The organism is Cypionkella sinensis (assembly GCF_042646385.1).
GTDB lineage: Bacteria > Pseudomonadota > Alphaproteobacteria > Rhodobacterales > Rhodobacteraceae > Cypionkella > Cypionkella sinensis.
In genome coordinates, this window is sequence record NZ_JBHRTO010000002.1 from 1 (window position 1) to 18018 (window position 18018).

General features: G+C 63.0%; 18 protein-coding genes. 4 read left to right on the forward strand and 14 right to left on the reverse strand.

All coding sequences use genetic code 11. The annotated features are described in order from the left end of the window. Positions 1-445: 445 nt before the first annotated feature. A complete protein-coding gene (locus tag ACFOGH_RS15235) occupies positions 446-2107 on the reverse strand; it encodes an amidohydrolase (protein WP_380074023.1) in 1662 nt (553 codons plus the stop codon). Positions 2108-2181: 74 nt separating this feature from the next. Next, positions 2182-3165 (reverse strand): agmatinase, encoded by a 984-nt coding sequence (locus ACFOGH_RS15240; RefSeq protein WP_380074024.1) that lies wholly within the window; start codon positions 3163-3165, stop codon positions 2182-2184. A 182-nt stretch (positions 3166-3347) separates the two neighbouring features. Here ACFOGH_RS15240 and ACFOGH_RS15245 point away from each other — a divergent pair, with 182 nt between their 5' ends. Continuing rightward, positions 3348-3725 (forward strand): bactofilin family protein, encoded by a 378-nt coding sequence (locus ACFOGH_RS15245; RefSeq protein ID WP_380074025.1) that lies wholly within the window; start codon positions 3348-3350, stop codon positions 3723-3725. A 55-nt stretch (positions 3726-3780) separates the two neighbouring features. Here ACFOGH_RS15245 and ACFOGH_RS15250 read toward each other — a convergent pair whose 3' ends face one another. Further along, positions 3781-4200 carry a PaaI family thioesterase gene (locus ACFOGH_RS15250; RefSeq protein WP_380074026.1) on the reverse strand — a complete coding sequence of 140 codons (420 nt, stop codon included), beginning with the start codon at positions 4198-4200 and terminating at the stop codon, positions 3781-3783. A gap of 54 nt (positions 4201-4254) precedes the next feature. Between ACFOGH_RS15250 and ACFOGH_RS15255 the strand changes: the two genes are divergently transcribed. After that, positions 4255-5043, forward strand: a complete 789-nt coding sequence (locus tag ACFOGH_RS15255) for an enoyl-CoA hydratase (protein ID WP_380074027.1) — start codon at positions 4255-4257, stop codon at positions 5041-5043. Between the two features lie 23 nt (positions 5044-5066). Here the strand turns inward: ACFOGH_RS15255 and ACFOGH_RS15260 are convergent, their stop codons facing one another. The 4 genes from ACFOGH_RS15260 to ACFOGH_RS15275 all read right to left on the reverse strand — a co-directional run bounded on the left by ACFOGH_RS15260 (position 5067) and on the right by ACFOGH_RS15275 (position 9804). After that, positions 5067-6245 carry an MFS transporter gene (locus ACFOGH_RS15260; RefSeq protein ID WP_380074028.1) on the reverse strand — a complete coding sequence of 393 codons (1179 nt, stop codon included), beginning with the start codon at positions 6243-6245 and terminating at the stop codon, positions 5067-5069. After that, positions 6242-7720 (reverse strand): carboxypeptidase M32, encoded by a 1479-nt coding sequence (locus tag ACFOGH_RS15265; RefSeq protein ID WP_380074029.1) that lies wholly within the window; start codon positions 7718-7720, stop codon positions 6242-6244. Before ACFOGH_RS15265 ends, ACFOGH_RS15260 begins: the two co-directional genes overlap by 4 nt. Next, the gene (gene ctaA, locus ACFOGH_RS15270; RefSeq protein ID WP_380074030.1) at positions 7717-8886 is read right to left on the reverse strand and encodes a heme A synthase; all 1170 of its coding nucleotides are present in this window, start codon (positions 8884-8886) and stop codon (positions 7717-7719) included. The genes ACFOGH_RS15265 and ctaA overlap by 4 nt, the downstream gene beginning before the upstream one ends. Positions 8887-9063: 177 nt before the next feature. Continuing rightward, complete coding sequence (locus ACFOGH_RS15275; protein WP_380074031.1) at positions 9064-9804, reverse strand: RNA methyltransferase; 741 nt, start codon at positions 9802-9804, stop codon at positions 9064-9066. 102 nt (positions 9805-9906) lie between these two features. On the opposite strand from ACFOGH_RS15275, the gene ACFOGH_RS15280 reads away from it, so the two are divergent. Next, the gene (locus ACFOGH_RS15280; protein WP_380074882.1) at positions 9907-10527 is read left to right on the forward strand and encodes a thiamine phosphate synthase; all 621 of its coding nucleotides are present in this window, start codon (positions 9907-9909) and stop codon (positions 10525-10527) included. A 61-nt stretch (positions 10528-10588) separates the two neighbouring features. Here the strand turns inward: ACFOGH_RS15280 and ACFOGH_RS15285 are convergent, their stop codons facing one another. The 3 genes from ACFOGH_RS15285 to ACFOGH_RS15295 form a co-directional block, all read right to left on the reverse strand. Next, on the reverse strand, positions 10589-11446 hold the full coding sequence (locus tag ACFOGH_RS15285) for a lysophospholipid acyltransferase family protein (protein WP_380074032.1): 858 nt from the start codon (positions 11444-11446) through the stop codon (positions 10589-10591). Next, the gene (locus ACFOGH_RS15290) at positions 11443-12228 is read right to left on the reverse strand and encodes a GNAT family N-acetyltransferase (RefSeq protein ID WP_380074033.1); all 786 of its coding nucleotides are present in this window, start codon (positions 12226-12228) and stop codon (positions 11443-11445) included. Before ACFOGH_RS15290 ends, ACFOGH_RS15285 begins: the two co-directional genes overlap by 4 nt. 116 nt (positions 12229-12344) lie before the next feature. Then, positions 12345-12530 (reverse strand): DUF3553 domain-containing protein, encoded by a 186-nt coding sequence (locus tag ACFOGH_RS15295; protein WP_380074034.1) that lies wholly within the window; start codon positions 12528-12530, stop codon positions 12345-12347. A gap of 34 nt (positions 12531-12564) precedes the next feature. Between ACFOGH_RS15295 and ACFOGH_RS15300 the strand changes: the two genes are divergently transcribed. Beyond that, positions 12565-13170, forward strand: coding sequence for a histidine phosphotransferase family protein (locus tag ACFOGH_RS15300; protein ID WP_380074035.1), 606 nt, complete (start codon positions 12565-12567; stop codon positions 13168-13170). On the opposite strand, the gene ACFOGH_RS15305 is transcribed toward ACFOGH_RS15300, so the two are convergent. The 4 genes from ACFOGH_RS15305 to ACFOGH_RS15320 all read right to left on the reverse strand — a co-directional run bounded on the left by ACFOGH_RS15305 (position 13160) and on the right by ACFOGH_RS15320 (position 17839). Then, the gene (locus ACFOGH_RS15305; protein WP_380074036.1) at positions 13160-14419 is read right to left on the reverse strand and encodes a glutamate-5-semialdehyde dehydrogenase; all 1260 of its coding nucleotides are present in this window, start codon (positions 14417-14419) and stop codon (positions 13160-13162) included. The genes ACFOGH_RS15300 and ACFOGH_RS15305 overlap by 11 nt on opposite strands. Before the next feature lie 90 nt (positions 14420-14509). Continuing rightward, positions 14510-15637 (reverse strand): glutamate 5-kinase, encoded by a 1128-nt coding sequence (proB, locus tag ACFOGH_RS15310; protein WP_380074037.1) that lies wholly within the window; start codon positions 15635-15637, stop codon positions 14510-14512. After that, a complete protein-coding gene (gene obgE, locus ACFOGH_RS15315; protein ID WP_380074038.1) occupies positions 15625-16647 on the reverse strand; it encodes a GTPase ObgE in 1023 nt (340 codons plus the stop codon). The genes proB and obgE overlap by 13 nt, the downstream gene beginning before the upstream one ends. A 160-nt stretch (positions 16648-16807) precedes the next feature. Next, the gene (locus ACFOGH_RS15320; RefSeq protein ID WP_380074039.1) at positions 16808-17839 is read right to left on the reverse strand and encodes a GNAT family N-acetyltransferase; all 1032 of its coding nucleotides are present in this window, start codon (positions 17837-17839) and stop codon (positions 16808-16810) included. Positions 17840-18018 lie beyond the last annotated feature (179 nt).

Sequence of the window (18018 nt, forward strand, 5' to 3'; positions counted from 1 at the left end):
CTTTACCAGGTCATCGGTAGCTCAGCTCTCGCCAAATTCCCTGCTGGTCAGATATGCTACGTATTGCGACGCCGATGCGCCCAAACCGCCCACATATCCCTTCAACTATCATCAATGTCAAAGAGCGCGGACACAAAACAAACAACACACCCGAACTTCGGGCGTCTTGCCTTCGTGCATCCAGATTTCGTTACGAGCGTTTCATCTCGCTTCCCGTTCCATCCCGTCTGCATCGCTGCGTCTGTTCGTCTTCGGTGAGGCGGTATTTAGGGAAAGCTTCCGGGGGCCGCAAGAGGAAAAAACACATCCGCTTTCTTTTTTCTGTCACACTCAATGTTTACAGGGGTTTTTCACTGTCGACGCCCAGCCATTCAGCAGGATGAAAACCGGCTTGGGCGACAAATCCGGCGAATCTCGCGAATCTGCCGCCCTGATTCTGCCCGATTCAGGCGAATCCCGGTGCCTGATGGGTGATTTGCCCCGCCGAAATCGTCAGAGCGATTCCGGTTTTGCCCAAATCCTGCGAATCTATCGCCTCGATATCGCCATCAATCAGCACAAGGTCAGCGGCAAGGCCCACAACCAGCTTGCCGGTGACGCTTTCCATATGCGCAGCCCACGCCCCGCCCGCCGTATAGGCGTAGAGGCTGTCCATCAGGCTGACCCGTTCATCGGCTGCACCATCATAAGCAACCCGCGTCATCGCCGCCTGCAAGCCCCGCATCACCGAGACATCCGTCACCGGCCAGTCAGAGGCGAAAGCCAACGGAGCGCCCTGATCGGCCAGCGTCTTCCAAAGATAGGCATCCGGCCAACGCGCGCGGTCAAACACTGTCTCCATCGTCGACATCGGGAAATCCATCGCCCCCGGCGGATGCGGCGGCTGCACGCTGGCCGTGATCCCAAGCGCCCCCAGGCGCGGAATATCGGCGCGGTCGATCAGTTCGATATGCTCAATCCGGTGCCGCATGTCGCGCAGGCCATTGGCCTGCCCCGCCGCTTCATAGCCATCAATCGTGGTGCGCACCGCGCCATCGCCGATCGCATGCACCGCAATTTGCAAACCGCGCCGATCAATCTCGGTGCAGATCGCCTTGAACCGCTCGGGTTCGAACAAAGGCTCGCCGCGTTCCGTGGTGCCGGGATAGTCGTTCAGCATGAAGGCCGTCCGGCTGTCGACCACGCCATCCATGAACATCTTCACAAAGCCCGACGACACCCAGTCGTCATTATACTCTGCCGTCATGGCACTCGCCCGCTCCAGCTCGGAGAGTTCCATATGCGGTTTGAAGTGGAATGGCACCTTGACCCGCGCGGTCAACCGCCCCTCGTCTTTCATCTCGCGCAGCAGTTGGCAGGTGTAGCGGTTGCCATCCATGTTCACCATGCTGGTGATGCCATGCGCGGCGCAATGCGCCAGCCCCGCCGCGATCTTGTCTTTATCCTTGGCGCGCACCGCGTCCGACGGCCAAGGCTCCGGCTCCCCGCCCGTCGCAATCCCCAACTGCAAATGCGCTTCGCCGCCCAAGGCCAGAATCGGGCCGAACGCCTCAAACTCGCGCAACTCGCCGGTGGCGGTGCCATCTTCGGCCATCACCACCTCATGCCCATGCGGCATCGCAGCCCCATGCAGCAGACCCGCCGCAGACAAAGCCGCCGTATTGGCCCAAACCGTATGGTGATCGGGCGACATCATCGCGATCGGGCGATCGGCAATCACCCGGTCCAGATCCTGCCGCGTCACCGGCGCGTCAAGAATCTCATACGACGCCCCCTGCGCCATCAGCAGCGCATTGTTGGGATACTGCACAGCATAGGCTTCAAACGCCGCTTTCAGCGCGTCAAAGCCATGCACCCCGCCGATCTGCAATTGCGCCAGTTCATTGCCGCCCAGCACCAGATGCAAATGGCTTTCCACAAACCCCGGCAGCAAACTGCGCCCGCCCGCATCAATCACCCGCGTATCCGGCCCCGCCAGCGCCGCCACTTCAGCCGTCGTGCCCACGGCAACAATCTTGCCGCCCGCCACGGCCACAGCCTCGGCCCGCGGCTTTGCTGCATCCATCGTCAAGACCTTGGCATGCGTCACAATCATATCTACGGCCATCTTGGTCATCCTCTCTGCTCAAATATCCCCGCCGGAGGCATCCGCCCTCGGCGCAGCAAACCGCCTGTTACGGGCTATCCCCGCAAAGCCGCCACACGCTCGGCCATCACACACAGCATCTCAAACATGATCGAAATCCCCAGCCACGCCGTCCCGCCACTGGCATCAAACGGCGGTGAGACTTCGACCAGATCGGCGCCCACGATATTCACGCCCTTCAACAGCCGCGCCACCTGCAACGCCTGCCACGAATTCGGCCCGCCCACTTCCGGCGTTCCGGTTCCGGGTGCGAAAGTCGGGTCGACGAAATCAATGTCATAGGTGATATAGGTATCACCCTGCCCGACGATCTCGCGCGCTTCGGCCATCACATCCTCGGGCCCACGCGCGTGGAACTCGGCAATCGGAATGATGCGGATGCCATTGGCCGCAGCGAAATCCCAATCTTCGCGCCCATACGCCGTGCCGCGAATGCCGATCAGGCAATAGCGCTTGGGGTCGATCAGCCCCTCCTCCACCGCGCGGCGGAACGGGGTGCCGTGGTTGTATTTGGAGGTGCCGAAATAAATGTCGTTCAAATCGGTATGGCTGTCGAACTGGATCATCCCCACCGGGCGCTGCTTTGCCACCGCCCGCAGGATCGGCAAGCTGCACAGATGATCGCCGCCCCCGGTCAGCGGCAATACACCCGCTGCCACAACCCGGTCATAAAACGCCTCCATCCGCGCAAGGCTATCCATCAGATCAGCCGGGTTCGGCGCCACATCCCCCAGATCAGCGCAGTTGGCGAGTTCAAACGGAGCCACCCAGGTCGTGCCATTCATCGCGCGGATCATCGTCGACAGATCGCGCAACTGCCGTGGCCCATGCCGCGGACCCGGCCGGTTCGTCGTGCCGCCATCCCAAGGCGCACCGATCAACCCGATCTCGACCTCAGCAAACCGCGCATGGTCAAACGGCACATGCGGCAGCCGCATGAAAGTCGGAATCCCTGCGAATCGCGGCAGATCGAAACCGGAAACCGGAGCGAAAAATTCAGTCGTATTGCGGAGTGTCATATACTGCCCCCCCCTTCGGGGCGATTCTTTCCCCTCATATGATCAAATCCTTCGGCGCTTGTCAGCCGAACCACGACCCGCATGGCCGTTTCGCGACACCACCAGCCTGCCAAAGGCTTGACCCGCAGCGCGCCTTCAGTCCTTATCGGCGCAACACGCTCTTTTGCGCCCAAGGATTTCGCATGTTTTCCAAGCCAGCCGACCCCGCTGCCCCGCCGACCCGTCCTACGGGGGGCAATATCAGCAGCAACAACCGCTCTGTCCTGTCGGCTGATCTGAAGATCGTCGGCGATATCACCTCCACCGGCACCATCGAAGTGCTGGGTGAGGTCGAGGGCACACTCTCGGCCCATGGGCTGCTGATCGGCGGCGAAGGCCGCGTCTCGGGGCAAGTCGCCGCTGAGACGGTTGAGGTCAAAGGCAAGCTCGATGGCCGCGTCGACAGCCAGACCTTCACCCTGCGCGCTGCAGCCCAAGTGGCCGCTGACATCAGCTATTCGACGCTGGTGATCGAAAGCGGTGCCCAGATCGAAGGCCGCTTCACCAAAGCCAAGGCCTGATCAGCCTGCCCCATCGACCCCAAAGGCGCGCATGCCCTGCGCGCCTTTTTGCATGTTAGCGCGCAGGCGGAATCGCATAGGTCAGGCTGGCACGGGCCACCGGCTCGGCCATACCGTCTGAAAACAGCATCACATCCCCCACTGCCAGACTGCGCCCCAGCTTCAGCAGCCGCGCCTCGGCCCGCATATCCACCCTGGCCTGCGGCTTACGCATGAAATCCATGCTGCAATTGGTTGTCACCGCCAAAGCCACCGGGCCAATCCGCGACAGGATCGCCAGATACATCGCCACATCTGCCAGCGCGAACATCGCAGGCCCCGACACCGTGCCGCCGGGGCGCAGATGCCGCTCTTGCACCCTCAGCCGCAGCGTCAGGCCATCAGCCTCGGCCCGCTCGACCACGAAATCCGCCGCCACCTGAGCGAAATCGCGCGCCAGAAACGCCTGCAGTGCTGCCACATCCATCACGATCATGCTTTCCCCCTGCCCCAGACCCGCCTAGAGTTTCGTCAATCGAAGGGGGATGCAATGAGCAACGAGATCCTGTTACGCCAAGACGCAGGCGGCATCGCCACGCTGACCCTGAACGCGCCCGCCAGTTTCAACGCATTGTCGAATGCCATGCTGGCCGCGTTGCAGTCCGAGATCGCCCGCCTGCACACCGACACCAGCATCCGAGTGGTGATCCTGAGAGGCGCAGGCAAAGCCTTCTGCGCTGGCCACGATCTGCGCGAGATGCAGGCCGCCCGCGCTGCCCCCGACCAAGGCCGCGCCGCATTCACAGCGCTGTTCGCGCATTGCGCAAAGGTGATGCAGGCGTTGCAAGCCCTGCCGCAACCCACCATCGCGCAAGTCCACGGCATCGCCACCGCCGCAGGCTGCCAACTCGCCGCCTCTTGTGATCTGATCACCGCCGCCCCCGGAACCCGCTTTGGCGTCAACGGCATCAATATAGGGCTGTTTTGCAGCACGCCGATGGTCGCCCTTGCCCGCAAAATTCCCCCCGCTGTGGCCTTCGAGATGCTGGCAACCGGCGCTTTCATCGACGCCACCCGCGCCTATGAGATCGGCCTGATCAATCGCCTGACCACCCCAGAGACGCTTGAGGCTGAAACCCAAGCCCTCGCCGAAACCCTCGCCGCCAAATTGCCCGAAGCCCTGCACATGGGCAAAGCCGCCTTCCGCGACACCCAAACGCTGGACACCGCCGAAGCCTACGCCCGCGCCTCGGCCACCATGGTCGAAAACATCCTGCTGCCCGATACAGATGAAGGCATCACCGCCTTTCTGGAAAAGCGCAAACCCAACTGGGCGTAGGGGTGGTCCACCCCAACGCCCGATCATCCCCGCCTCAGCAGCCCGATGCCAATCGCCAAGCCGCCCAAGCCCAGCGCCAGACAGAACCCGTAGATCAGCTCTGGCCCGCCCAGATGCAGTAGGCCCGCCCCGACTGAAGGTGCTGCGGCCGAAGCCAGAATTGGCGCCACTGCCACAGCACCCGAAATCGTGCCAAAGCCGCGCCGCCCCAGAATATCCACGATCAGCATCGGCCGCAGGATCGACAGCAAACCCGCGCCCGCCCCCTGCAAGGCCGCAAAGGCAAAGATCAGCAGCGGCCACCAGCCCGCGCTCAGCAGCGCCACGCTGGCGCAGACCACGCCCACCAGCGACCACACCGTTGCCCGTGCATTGCCAATCCGCGCGCCCTGAAACAGCAACACCAACCGCCCCAACACCTGCGAAGGCCCGATGCAAGCCGCGGCCAGCGTCGCCATCCCCGCTGCAGCCCCCCGATCGGCGAACAGCATCAGCACATAGGTCAGCAAAATGCCGTGGTTGAGCCAGATCATGCCAAACACCGCCGCAATTGCCCAGAACGCAGGCCGCCGCATGGCTTGGCGCAGCACGCCGGGGGTGGCCTCGGCAGCAATACCGCCCGCCCGCTCCATCCGCCGCAAGCTGCGTACCGCATGGGCGTTGATCGGCACGGCCAGCAGCATCAACCCGGCAAAAGCGATCAGCGCGCCCGGACCGCCCAAGCTGCGGCCCAGCACATCGCCCAGCGGAAACGCCAAAGTGCCCGCAAAGCCCGCAACCAGCGTCACCTTGGTAATGGCACCGCGCGCCTCGGCCCCCAAGCGCCGGGTCAGAAAGGCAAAGCAGGATTCATAGAGACAGCACGCCTGCGCGACACCCAACACCGCCCAGATCGCCCACCAGATCAGCGGCGACCCGGCCAACCCCAGCCCTGCCACGCCAACCGCCGCGAGGATCGGCGCATAGGTCAGCATCTCGCCGCCCCAGCCGCGATCCACCCAGCGCCCGGTGAACGGCGTCAGCGCCGCCATCACCAGAAACCCCAGCGTTGGCCCGAACGCCAGTTCCGCCACCGACCACCCCGTCGCCGCCTGCAAATCCGGCAGCAGCGCCGGGAAGGCATAATACACCCCGGCATAGGTCAGCGTCTGCCCAAAGGCCAGCAGCCAAACCGCTGCAGCCTGGCCGGAAAACCAGCTCACAACCGATACAATTCCCCGAATTTCGCCTCGAGGTAATCCAGCAGCGGCCCTTCGGTGGGTTCAAATCCGCAGGCATGTGCAATCGTGTCCCGCGGTTTGCGCAAACCGCCGTGCCGTTGCAAATTCTCCCGCAGCCAGCCCACCGCCCCCGAGGTATCGCCCTGCGCCAGTTGCGCGTCCAACCCCGGCACCGCCGCCCGCATCGCGCGGTGCAAGCAACCGGCATAGACATTGCCCAAGGAATAGGTCGGGAAATAGCCAAACAGCCCCACCGACCAATGCACATCCTGCAACACGCCATGGCTGGGCTTGTCCACCACCTGCCCAAAGTCGGCAAGGAAGCGATCATTCCACGCAGCCTCAAGATCATCCACAGCCAGATCGCCGCGGATCAACGCCCGCTCCAGATCAAAGCGCATCATGATATGCAGGTTGTAATGCACCTCATCGGCTTCGGTGCGGATGAAACCGGCATGCACCCGGTTCACGGCGCGGTAGAACGCCTCTGGCCCATCGACGTTTAACGGCCCGAACCGCGCGGCCATCTGGTCATAGATCCAGCCGGTCATCGCCCTGCCCCGCCCGATCTGGTTCTCATAAATCCGGCTTTGGCTTTCATGCACCCCCATCGAGACACCGTGCCCCAGCGGGGTCATGCCATAGTCAGGGTCAATCGCCAGTTCATAGCTGGAATGGCCAACCTCGTGGATCGTTGAATACAGACAGTTGAACGGATCACTCTCTACCACCCGCGTGGTGATCCGGCTGTCATTGCCGCCGCCAGATGAGAACGGATGCACCGCCAGATCAATCCGCCCGCGGGTGAAATCATAGCCAAACGCCGTCGCGACATCGCGCGCGAGGCGCAACTGCGCGTCCTGCGGAAACTGCCCCGACAACCCAGCCGGAGCCTCTGCCGCGAGCACCGCCGCCCGCAATGCCACCAACCGGGGGCGCATCCGGTCGAACATTGCCCCCAAAGACTCTGCCGTCGCCTCGGGCTCGTAATCATCAATCAGCGCGTCGTAAAGATCACCGCCGTCCGCCAAAGCCGCAGCTTCCTGCCGCTTCAGCGCGATCACCTCGCGCAGGGTTGGCAGGAAATCGGCGACCTTTTCGGCAGCCCTTGCCCGCGCCCAGATGCCCTGCGCGACGCTCGTCACCCGCGCCATTTCCTGCGCGAGATCCCCCGGCACCTTCACCGCGCGCTTGTAGCTGCGATCAATCTGATAGAGCTGCGCCGCCGCCACATCATCGGCAGCCTCGGCATCCGCCAACCACTGCGCAATCTGCGGGTTGCACCGGCGCGCGTGCAGCACGCCCTCCATCGCAGCCATCTCGATCCCGCGCTGATCTGCGGCCCCTTGCGGCATCATGGTTTCCTGATCCCAGCCCGTCCGCTCGGCAATCTTGCCCAAGGCTTCGGTGTCACGCTGATAGGCCATCAGCTCTGCATAGGCTTGATTGTTCTTCATGCCGTTCCCTCCCGGATCGAACCCGCCACCGGATACATCGCCAAATGCCGCGCCCGGATGATCAGCACCCACAGCACCACCGCGCCCACCTGATGGGTGATCGCCACATGCGGCTGTGCCGCCGTCAGCGCGGTGTAAATCCCCAAGGCCACCTGCGCGAGAAGCATCAGCATCACCGCATGAAACGCCCGACGCGTGGCAAAATTGCCCGAGGCGCGACCGCGCAGCCAGACCAGCACACCATAGGCAAACAGCCCATAGCCCCACATCCGGTGGATAAACTGCACCAGACCGGGGTTTTCAAAGAACGCATGCCAGACCGGCAAACTGCCGCCCGCGCCATCCGGCACATAAAACGCATCCGCCGGAAAGAACTGCCCGTTCATATCGGGCCAGGTCGGAAACGCGCGGCCCGCGTCAATGCCCGCCACCAGCGCACCCAGCAAGATCTGCACGAAGGCCAGATGCATGAGGCCCGTGGCCTTGACCACCAGCTTACGCTCCCCCGCCCGCCGCGCCACCAAGAGATCGGTTTCTGTCCGGCCCAGCAGCAGCGCATACCAGGTGATCAGCCCGAGGATGATGAATGCGAGACCGAGATGCGTCGCCAAGCGGTACGATTTTACATCAACCATGCCACTGGTCAGGCCCGAAGATACCATCCACCAGCCAATCGCGCCCTGAAGCCCGCCCAAAGCGCCAATCGCCAGCAGCCGCTTGGTCCAGCGCGGCGGGATCTGCCGCGCCAGCAGAAAGCCGAAAAAGCCCACGGCCCAAACCAGCCCGATCACGCGGCCAAGCTGACGATGGCCCCATTCCCACCAGAAGATCGACTTGAACTGATCCAACGTCATGGCCGAATTTTGCAGCATGAATTCGGGGCTGGCTTGATATTTCGCAAACTCCGCCGCCCAATCGGCGTCAGACAGCGGCGGGATCGCCCCTGTCACCGGCTTCCATTCCGTGATCGACAATCCCGAGTCGGTCAGCCGCGTCAGCCCGCCCACCACGATCATCAACGCTACCAGCGCAAAGATCATCAGCAGCCAAACCCGCACCCCCCGCCGCGCGCCCTTGCCGCGCCCGTCGATCAACCCACCTTGCGGCGTTGCCACCGCTGGCCCGCCGGTGCCGACTTCCTCAAAAATGCTGCGCTTGGTGGCCATGCCGAACCCCTTGGTTGCTTGGGCCAGACACTAGGCCGCGCCCTTGGCAGCTTCAAGGGCTGCACGGGTGGCGAGATGCCGCAAACACACCACAGTCTCACCCACCCGGTCACAGCCATTCATCTTGGCCTAAATACTCCCGCCGGAGGCTACGCCGCCTGCGGCAGGCGCGCCGGCTCATTCATCCCCCTGCGCGCGCAGCTTATAAGCGATCTGGCGCAGCATGCCGTGGAGGGTCTGAACTTCGGCCTTGGTCAGACCCAACCGCGACCACATGTTGCGCAGGCTGGCTTTCATGCCGGGCACTTTCGCTTCGGGAAAGAAAAAGCCGGCGGCCTCAAGCCGTTCTTCGAAATGATCGCCCAGTTTCTGCACCTCGATGCCGCTGGCAAACTCGGTGCGCGCCATTTCCATCACCACGCCCTCGACCGCTTCGGTCTGCCTGCGCCATTCATAGCCCATCAGCAGCACGCATTGCGCAAGGTTCAGCGAGGCAAACTCGGGGTTCACCGGCACTGTCACGATCGCATTGGCCAGCACCACGTCTTCATTCTCGAGCCCCGCGCGTTCCGGCCCGAACAGAACGCCCACCCGTTTTCCCGCCGCAACCAAAGCGCGCGCGTGATCCATCGCGGCTTCGGGGGTATAGACGGGTTTGGTCAATTCGCGCCCGCGCGCGGTGGTGGCAAAGACGAAATCGCAATCGGCAATCGCCGCCTGCACATCGGGAAACAACCCCGCCTGATCCAGCACCCGCCCCGCCCCGGAAGCCAAGGCCACCGCCGCCGAATTCGGCCAACCATCGCGGGGGGCGACGATCCGCATCCGCTCCAGCCCGAAGTTCAGCATCGCGCGGGCGGCAGAGCCGATGTTTTCCCCCATCTGCGGGCGGACGAGAATGAAGGCGGGCGGGATCATCGGGTTTCTCCGTCAAAGATGCCGCCTGATACGCCAGCCTGCCTTGCTAGCCAAGGCCAGCTTTCTGCGCTATCAGGGGCCAGTTTCATGCAGGATACCCAGATGGCCGAGCAAGACCGCCCCCAGATCAACCTGATCACCCCGCCCAGCTTTGATCTGGAGACTTTCCCCGACCGGCTCGCCAGCGTTCTGGACAGCGTCGATACCGCCTGCGTCCGGCTGGCTTTGGCCACCAAGGATGAAGACACCATCCAGCGCGCTGCCGATGCCTGCCGTCAGGTCGCACATGCCCGCGATGTGATCATCGTGATCGAGAACCACCTGCTGATGGTGGATCGTCTGGGCCTTGATGGCGTGCATCTGACCGATGGCGCGCGGCAGGTGCGCTATGTCCGCAAGGAATTGGGGGCCGATGCGGTGATCGGGGCGTTCTGTGGCGTGACCCGCCACGAGGGCATGAACGCCGGTGAGGCCGGGGCAGATTACATCGCCTTTGGCCCGGTGGGGGCCACGCCGCTCGGCAACGGGGCCAGTGTTGATTTCGACCTGTTCGAGTGGTGGAGTGCGGTGATCGAAGTGCCGGTGATCGCCGAGGGGGCGCTGACCACGGCTTTGGTCGAGAAATTCGGCCCTGTCACCGATTTCTTCGGGGTGGGCGAGGAGATCTGGGGCGCGGAGGATCCAGCAGCGGCGTTGAAGACGCTGATGGCTCCGCTGGGGTGATGGTTTCCTTCCCATCTGGGAATGACTTGTGGAATTGGCCAGCTTTTTTGCGCTTAAACCACTACATCTTGTAGGTTGCGGCGCGCTGGTCCAATGCACGGTCGGCGGCGCGTGGGTGGCTGGCGCGAATTGCAGCCTCGCAATAGGCGGCAAGCTCTTTGCGGCTGGCGAAGGCATTGACCGCAACGGGGGGGTGAAAAATCACCTCGACCCGGCCCTGCCGGGGGGCGGCCAGAACCTGCAGCAGATGCGGCGCGAAATCCATCTCGCCCCACCAGCCGTAGAACCGCGCGTCTTGGCCCGCGGGCGCGTGATAGACCACCGTCACCGGCTGAATATGCAGGATATGATCCAGCCCATGCGTGAAGAAAGCGGCAAAAAGGGTTGATTTAAAAGGCAGAACCCGGATTGCATCTGTGCTGGTGCCTTCGGGGAAGAACATCAGCCGATGGCCGTCGCGCAAACGCTGTTCAAAAACGGCTTGCTGCCGCTTGGCCTCGGTGCCTTTGCGGGCAACAAACACTGTGCCCGTGGCGCGGGCCAGCCAGCCGATGGCCGCCCAATGCTCGACCTCGGATTTTGCGACGAAATAGCCGCGTTGTGCGGCGTTCAGGGCAAAGATATCCAACCAGGACGAGTGATTGGCGACCGTAGCCCCCCTGTGCTGCATCGGCGTGCCCCGGATGATCAGGCCAAGGCCCATGATCGGAAACACCAGTTTGCAGACGGCCTGAGTGATGTAAGGCGTCCATGGCCGCGATGTGCCAAACAGCGGGCGTTCGATCAGCCGCAGCAGCAACAACAGCAGCAAGCCGGTGTAGATCACCAAGCCCATCAGCCCGCCGCGCAAGGCCACGCGGAGCCAGCCGAGGGCCCCGATGGGCGGCACGGCCAGCGCATCATCGCGCCAATCGCTCATCCGTCGCGCCCCGATTTGCGGATGTAGAAGTCGCGGTGCTTGGCGCTCATCTGCGCGGTATCCATCACCAGACAGACATCGGTGGTGTTGAAGGCGTGATCGACCCAAGCGCCCTGCCCGACATAACCGCCCAGGCGCAAATAGGCCTTGATCAGCGCGGGCGTGGCCAACATGGCCGTGCGGCGATCCAGCTTTTCCTTGGGAATCAGCGGGATGTCAGCCGCCTGCGCCGAACGTGCCGTCACCCGCAGCGCAGGCGGGGCGAGATGAAAATGCTGCAAATAAGACAACGGCTGCGCCAGCATCGCCATATCGGTGCCATGGAACGAGGCAGAGCCAAACAGCACCTCGATACCGTTGTGCAGCACGTAATCGGCCAGCGCATTCCACAACAGCAACATCGCCGTGCCGCCGCGGTAATCGGCATGCACGCAGGACCGCCCCAGTTCCAGCAGCTTGCGCCCCGAGTCTTTCAGTGCTGTCAGATCAAACTCGGCTTCGGAATAAAACCGCCCTGTCAGCGCCAGCCGGTCGGACGGCAGCAGCCGGTAAACCCCCACCACGTCTTGTAAATCATCGGCCGAGCGATTGGGGTCAATCAGCAGCAGATGGTCGAAATGGGCGTCAAATTCATCCCGCTCCAGCCGCGCATCATGATCGGCCAGCGCCACGGTGGCCCCCAGTTCCTGCACGAAAACCTCATACCGCAGGCGCTGCGCCGCGCGCAGGTCGCGGTCGTCTTGCGCCAGTCGCAAGATGAAGTGTTTGTCGTCAGAAATCATCGGCAGCTTCCGGTCCGGTCGTTTGGGCGACAGATTTTCTTAGGCTTTGGCGCGGCGCAATGCAACCTTGGGGGGCGTCGTCATTTTTGTTAACGCAAGATTAACCACCTGCTGCGTCAATGGTCGTGACGGGGTGCAAAATCCGGCGTCAAATCCACTTGTGAGAGGTCGATCACCACCTTGCCCGCATGTTCAAAATTCACCGTTACCCGGTTGCCGATGCTGGATTGCACCTGCCCCAAACCCCAGTCGGGCCGCTGCGGATGGCGCACGCACATCCCCGGTTGCAATAATGCCGCCATGTTTCCCCTCGTCTTGTTGCAGGCCCGTTGAAGGATGACCGAAGTGCATGACAGACCTGATCTTGCGGCCCTCGTCGGCTCGCGTATTTGCCATGACCTTATCAGCCCGATTGGCGCCATCGGCAACGGGGTAGAGCTGATGTTGATGGAAGGTGCGGCAAAGGGGCCAGAAATGGCGCTGATCACCGAAAGCGTCGGCCATGCCAATGCGCGCATCCGGTTTTTCCGGGTGGCCTTTGGCGCAAGTGGGGCGGATCAGCGCATCGGGCGCAGCGAAGTGCTGTCAGTGATCTCGGATATGACGCATGGCGGACGGGTGCAGATTGATTGGGAAAGCCCCGCCGATCTGCCGCGCCGCGATGTGAAGCTGGTGTTTTTGCTGATCCTCTGCCTCGAATCGGCGCTGCCCTATGGCGGGCAGGTGCAGGTTGACCGCAATGAGGCGCGTTGGGCATTGCGCGCCACCGCGCCGAAAATGAAGGTCGATGAAAGCCTGTGGGAGGGTTTGATCAACCCCGCCGGATTGACCGACATCGGCCCGGCGCAGGTGCAATTCCTGCTGGTGCCGGATGAGATCACCCGCCAGCACCGCCGCCTGACCACGGAACTGGCGGCGACGGAAATCCGGCTTAGCTTCTGATCGTGCCGTCGCCGGTGACAAGGTATTTGAAGCTGGTCAACTGATCCGCCCCCACCGGCCCGCGCGCGTGCATCTTGCCAGTGGCAATACCGATCTCGCCGCCCATGCCAAACTCGCCGCCATCGGCGAACTGGGTCGAGGCGTTGCGCATCAGGATCGCGCTGTCGAGCCGCTGCATGAAGCGCGCGGCGGTGGCGTCGTTCTCGGTCAGGATGCTTTCGGTGTGGTTGGAGCCATACTTGCGGATATGCGCGATGGCTTCATCCACCCCGTCCACCAGTTTGGCCGCGATGATCATATCGAGAAACTCGCGCCCGAAATCATCTGGCGATGCCTTGACCGTACCGGGGATTTTCAGAAGTTCGCCCTCGGTGCGCACTTCCACACCCGCTTTCAGCAAATCCTCGATCAGCACCGCCCCATATTTGGTGTAAAACTGCCAGTCAATGAGCAGGCACTCCGCCGAGCCACAGACCCCGGTGCGCCGGGTTTTCGAGTTCAGCACCACGCGGCGCGCCTTTTCCAGATCGGCATCGCGGTCGGCATAAACGTGGCAGATGCCCTCCAGATGCGCGAACACCGGCACGCGGGCCTCGCGCTGCACCAGCCCCACCAGTCCCTTGCCACCACGCGGCACGATCACGTCAATATACTCAACGGCGTGCAGCATCGCCGTGACCATCTCACGGTCGCGCGTCGGGATCAGTTGGATGGCATCCTCGGGCAAACCCGCTTCACGCAGGCCCTGCTGCATACTGGCGTGAATGGCTTCCGACGAATGAAAACTCTCGGACCCGCCGCGCAGGATCACCGCATTGCCCGCCTTCAGGCACAAAGCGCCGGCATCCGCCGTCACATTGGGGCGCGATTCATAGATCACCCCCACCACGCCCAAAGGTGTTGCCACCCGCTGAATATGCAAGCCCGAAGGGCGGTCCCATTCCGCCAACACCCGCCCGACCGGATCAGGATACTCCGCCACCTCGCGCAGGGCATCCACCATGCCCCGGATGCGGTTGTCGTCCAGCCGCAAACGGTCGAGCATCGCCGGGCTCAGGCCCTTTTCCTCGCCGTAAGCCATGTCCATGTAATTGCCGTCAAGAATTTCCTGCCGCCGCGCCCAGATCGCCGCCGAGGCCCCGATCAGGGCTGCGTATTTGCGTTCCTGGCTGGCACAGGCAAGCTCTGCCGCAGCGGCTTTGGCCTTACGACCAATCTCTTGCATCATATCAACGGCTTGTCCGTCCATCTTCGGCCCTTTCACATTGGCCCAAATATCCCCGCCGGAGGCTTCCACCGCAGCCCAAAGCACAGCCTTTCCAATCGGCCCCGGCCGCCGTCAGATCACCATATCGTCGCGGTGCACCAGTGCTGCGCGGCCCTGATAGCCCAGAATGGCCTCAATCTCACCCGAGCGGTGCCCGGCAATCGCTTTGGCCTCGACCGCCGTGTAGCGCACCAGACCCTTGCCCAAGGTGTCCCCCGCAGGCGACAGGATCGCCACCGGATCGCCACGGCCAAAGCTGCCAGTCACGGACGTAACCCCTGCTGGCAGCAAGGATTTCCCCGCCCGCAGCGCCGTCACGGCCCCCGCATCCAAGCGCAACTCGCCCCGCGGCTTCATCGCGTTGATCCAGCGCTTGCGCGCGGCTTGCGGGTCGCTTTGCGCCACGAACCACGTGCGCTGTGCGCCATTGGCCAATGCAGACAGCGGCCGCAGCACCGAGCCTTCCATGATCGCCATCGCACAACCGCCCGCGACGGCGGTTTTTGCCGCCAGCAGTTTGGTCTTCATGCCACCTTTAGAGAGGCCGGAAATCGGATCGCCCGCCATCGCTTCGATCTGCGGCGTGATGGTTTCCACCAGATCAAAGCGCTGCGCGGTCGGGTCTTCTTTCGGGTTGGCGGAATAAAAGCCGTCGACATCCGAGAGCAGGATCAACTGATCCGCCCCCACCGTCACAGCGATCTGGGCCGCCAGACGGTCATTATCGCCAAAGCGGATTTCATCGGTCGCGACGGTGTCGTTTTCATTGACGATCGGCACCACGCCCAGACCCAGCAGGGTTTCCATCGTGGCACGGCTGTTCAGATAACGGCGGCGGTCTTCGGTGTCTTCCAGCGTCACCAGCACCTGTGCGGTGGTGATGCCGTGGGGGGCGAGGACTTCTTCGTAAGCGCGGGCAAGGCGGATCTGGCCGACGGCGGCGCAGGCCTGAGATTGCTCAAGCGTGAGGATGCCGTCGCCCAGGCCCAGCACCTTGCGACCCAAGGCGATGGAGCCTGACGACACCAGCACCACATCGGTGCCGCGCACTTTGGCTTCGGCCACATCCATCGCAAGTGCGGAAAGCCAGCCTTGCTTCAGACCGCTTTTGCGATCCACCAGCAGGGCCGAGCCGATCTTGACGACCAGACGCTTGGCGTCACGGATATCGGGCGCGGTGAGGGGTTTTAAGGCTGCCACGGCGCGCCCTCCTCTACCGGAGCCTCGCGCTTGATCTCGGCCATCAGGGCGCGAAGGGTGTCCAGAAGGCCGATGCCCGCCACGCCGGAAATCACATGCACCGGGCCTCCGCTGGCCTTTTCCAGCGCCTTGCGGCGGGTGGTGATGGTGGCTTTGTCCAAAGCATCGCATTTGTTCAGCGCAAGGATGCGGGGTTTGTCACCCAGCACGTCGGAATAGGCTTCGAGTTCCTTGATGATGGTGCGGTAGTCTTTGGTGATGGTGTTCGAGGTGCCGTCAACGAGGTGCAGCAAGACTTTGCAGCGTTCGACATGGGCGAGGAACTGGATGCCCAGACCGCGGCCTTCAGAGGCGCCTTCGATCAGGCCGGGGATGTCGGCCATCACGAATTCCGCGCCATCAATGCCGACCACGCCGAGGTTCGGCACCAAGGTGGTGAAGGGGTAGTCGGCGATCTTGGGCCGCGCGTTCGAGACGGCGGCGAGGAAGGTGGATTTCCCGGCATTCGGCAGGCCCAGCAGCCCTGCATCGGCGATCAGTTTCAGGCGCAGCCAGATCGTGCGCTCGATACCTTCCTGACCCGGGTTCGCCCGCGCAGGAGAGCGGTTGGTCGAGGATTTGAACGCGAGGTTGCCCCACCCACCATTGCCGCCCTTGGCCAGCAACACTTTTTGCCCCACCGTCACCAGATCGGCGATGACGGTTTCTTCGTCTTCATCAAGGATCTCGGTGCCGACCGGGACTTTCAGCACGATATCGTCGCCGGTTTTGCCAGTGCGTTGGCTGCCCATGCCGCCCTGCCCCGATTTGGCGAAGAAGTGCTGTTGGTAGCGGAAGTCGATCAGGGTGTTCAGGCCATCAACCGCCTCGGCCCAGACCGAGCCGCCGTTGCCGCCGTCACCGCCATCGGGGCCGCCGAATTCGACGAATTTCTCGCGCCGGAAAGACACGCAGCCTGACCCGCCGCCGCCGGAGCGGATATAGACTTTGGTGAGGTCGAGGAATTTCATCTGGGCGGCTTTCTGAAAGATTAGGTTCAGGCGATACAGGATTGGGGGGCAGGACTCAAGTATAGGGATTCTGGCCGGGTTTGCGGTGGTCCCAACGTGGGACCAAATTTTAGTGTTTTAATTCAGCATGTTATGGTGGTGAATTTAACGTTTTGTTAACTTATGGCCGATCCAGCCGATAGAGGGAGATCGGCACCGGGCCGCGTGCCAGACTATCACCGATGCCTTCGCCGATGGGGCGGAAGCCGAGTTTGCGCAGCACGCTACCTGATGCTGGGTTGTCGGTGCAATGGTCGGCCTGCATTTCGGTCAGCCCAAAGCGCGCCATCATCTGCGGTAGAAACGCCTGCATCGCCTCGGTCGCAAAGCCTTGGCCCCAATAGGCGGGGTCGAGGAAATAGCCGGTTTCGGCCGGATCATCCCAGATGCCGACCGCGCCGATTAGCGCAGCGCCATGCCAGATGCCAAGGCGGAAACCGGGGCGGCCCTGCCATTGGCTTTCGGCGAGGAAGGCGCGCACCTCGGCCTCGGGCCACGGCGAGCGGTGCGACGAGGTCATCGGCGCGACCAAGGGATCGCCGCCAATGCGGGCGATGTCGCGCCAGTCGCGCTCGATGTTAAGGGGTGCAAGGCGCAGGCGGGGGGTAAGGATTTCCAACGGGTTGGCGGCAAGGAAAGCCTCGGGCGTCAGGATCAGATCGACATGCGGGCGGTCCTGACCATCGGCGCGGCAGTGTTTCAGGCTGCGCCCGGTTTCCACAAATCCGAGTTTCGCCAGCACGCGGGCAGAGGCCGCATTGCCTTCGAAATAGCCCGCGGCGACCGTGCTTTCATCATGGGCGAACTGCATTTCCAGCACCGCGCGGGCGGCTTCGGTGGCGTAGCCTTGGCCCATCGCGCGGGGGGCAAGCCAATAGCCAAGCTCGAACCCTGCGCCGAGGATGCCTGCGAAGCCTTGCGCGTCTTCAATGGTGAAGGTCTCGCCGGGATAGGCGATTTCGGTGAGGAATTCGTGGAAATCGGCGGGGGTGTAGGGCACAGGCACACGGGCGAGCCAGCCGGAGATGGCGAGATCATTCAGGTGGGTAATGACGGCGGTTTCGTCTGCGGCGGCCACCGGGCGCAGGGTGAGGCGCGCGGTGCGCAAGTGGGGGCGCAGGGGGCGGTTTGTAAGATTTTCATAGGTTTCCACAAAACCGCCCTTTCATTTTTTGCCCGATTTGGCCCGCGCCAAATCGGGCCGCGCCTGCCTGCCCCCGGCAGGCGCGGCCCGATTTCTCAACTGACTGGTCTGCTGCCCAGCACCCCTTGCTCAACGGCGTTCCGCCTTATGAGCAACGAACCGGAAAACTCTGCCCCGCAGAGTTTTCT

Bases quoted from the DNA above. Each gene is read 5' to 3' on its own strand.
- ACFOGH_RS15290 (WP_380074033.1), bottom strand. From the start codon at position 12,228: ATGATTTCTGACGACAAACACTTCATCTTGCGACTGGCGCAAGACGAC.
- ACFOGH_RS15250 (WP_380074026.1), bottom strand. From the start codon at position 4,200: ATGATCGTGATGGATGTGGCAGCACTGCAGGCGTTTCTGGCGCGCGAT.
- ACFOGH_RS15280 (WP_380074882.1), top strand. From the start codon at position 9,907: ATGGCCGAGCAAGACCGCCCCCAGATCAACCTGATCACCCCGCCCAGC.
- ACFOGH_RS15295 (WP_380074034.1), bottom strand. From the start codon at position 12,530: ATGGCGGCATTATTGCAACCGGGGATGTGCGTGCGCCATCCGCAGCGG.
- ACFOGH_RS15275 (WP_380074031.1), bottom strand. From the start codon at position 9,804: ATGATCCCGCCCGCCTTCATTCTCGTCCGCCCGCAGATGGGGGAAAAC.
- obgE (WP_380074038.1), bottom strand. From the start codon at position 16,647: ATGAAATTCCTCGACCTCACCAAAGTCTATATCCGCTCCGGCGGCGGC.
- ACFOGH_RS15235 (WP_380074023.1), bottom strand. From the start codon at position 2,107: ATGGCCGTAGATATGATTGTGACGCATGCCAAGGTCTTGACGATGGAT.
- ACFOGH_RS15300 (WP_380074035.1), top strand. From the start codon at position 12,565: ATGACCGAAGTGCATGACAGACCTGATCTTGCGGCCCTCGTCGGCTCG.
- ACFOGH_RS15265 (WP_380074029.1), bottom strand. From the start codon at position 7,720: ATGAAGAACAATCAAGCCTATGCAGAGCTGATGGCCTATCAGCGTGAC.
- ACFOGH_RS15240 (WP_380074024.1), bottom strand. From the start codon at position 3,165: ATGACACTCCGCAATACGACTGAATTTTTCGCTCCGGTTTCCGGTTTC.
- ACFOGH_RS15285 (WP_380074032.1), bottom strand. From the start codon at position 11,446: ATGAGCGATTGGCGCGATGATGCGCTGGCCGTGCCGCCCATCGGGGCC.
- ctaA (WP_380074030.1), bottom strand. From the start codon at position 8,886: ATGGCCACCAAGCGCAGCATTTTTGAGGAAGTCGGCACCGGCGGGCCA.
- ACFOGH_RS15255 (WP_380074027.1), top strand. From the start codon at position 4,255: ATGAGCAACGAGATCCTGTTACGCCAAGACGCAGGCGGCATCGCCACG.
- ACFOGH_RS15305 (WP_380074036.1), bottom strand. From the start codon at position 14,419: ATGGACGGACAAGCCGTTGATATGATGCAAGAGATTGGTCGTAAGGCC.
- ACFOGH_RS15245 (WP_380074025.1), top strand. From the start codon at position 3,348: ATGTTTTCCAAGCCAGCCGACCCCGCTGCCCCGCCGACCCGTCCTACG.